The organism is Faecalicatena contorta, assembly GCF_021531995.1.
In the GTDB taxonomy this organism is placed as follows: Bacteria; Bacillota; Clostridia; order Lachnospirales; family Lachnospiraceae; genus Dorea_A; species Dorea_A contorta_A.
In genome coordinates this window covers 1-536 of sequence record NZ_JAFBIZ010000301.1, presented here as the reverse complement: position 1 = coordinate 536, position 536 = coordinate 1, and the positions used below count along the sequence as shown (strand labels likewise).

At 34.7% G+C, this 536-nt stretch carries 1 protein-coding gene; it reads left to right on the top strand.

The features are described from left to right. A partial coding sequence (locus JQM82_RS16060; protein WP_235251423.1) for a leucine-rich repeat domain-containing protein occupies positions 1–536 on the top strand: 536 nt, incomplete at both ends.

Sequence of the window (536 nt, the reverse complement as noted above, 5' to 3'; positions counted from 1 at the left end):
CATCTACAGTTAATGGTATTACAGTAACGCGTATTTCACTTTGGATAAGAAATGAGATAGAAAGTATTACGATACCGGATACTGTAACATATATAGGTGATTTTAAGAACGGAGGGGGTGGATGGGAACCTTGTAGTAGTTTGGAAAGTATTACAGTAGATGAAAATAACCCTAATTACTGTTCCGTAGAGGGAGTTCTATTTAATAAAGATCAGACCTCGCTTGTTTGTTGTCCTACAAAAAGAGAAGGAGAATACAGGATTCCTGACAGTGTAACTACTATTGAAAAATCTGCATTTAAAGATTGTATTGCACTGACTAATGTGATCATTCCTGAGGGAGTGACTACAATTAAAGAGTATGCATTTTCAAATTGTGATAGTATAACAGCAATAAATATACCGAGTACAGTAATAAATATTGAGGGAGATACCCAAGGGCTTAGTTCGGTGTATAGAGGATTTGTCAAAGATTGTGACAATCTTAGTCAGATTAATGTGAGTGAAGATAATGAATATTATTCATCAGATAATGGC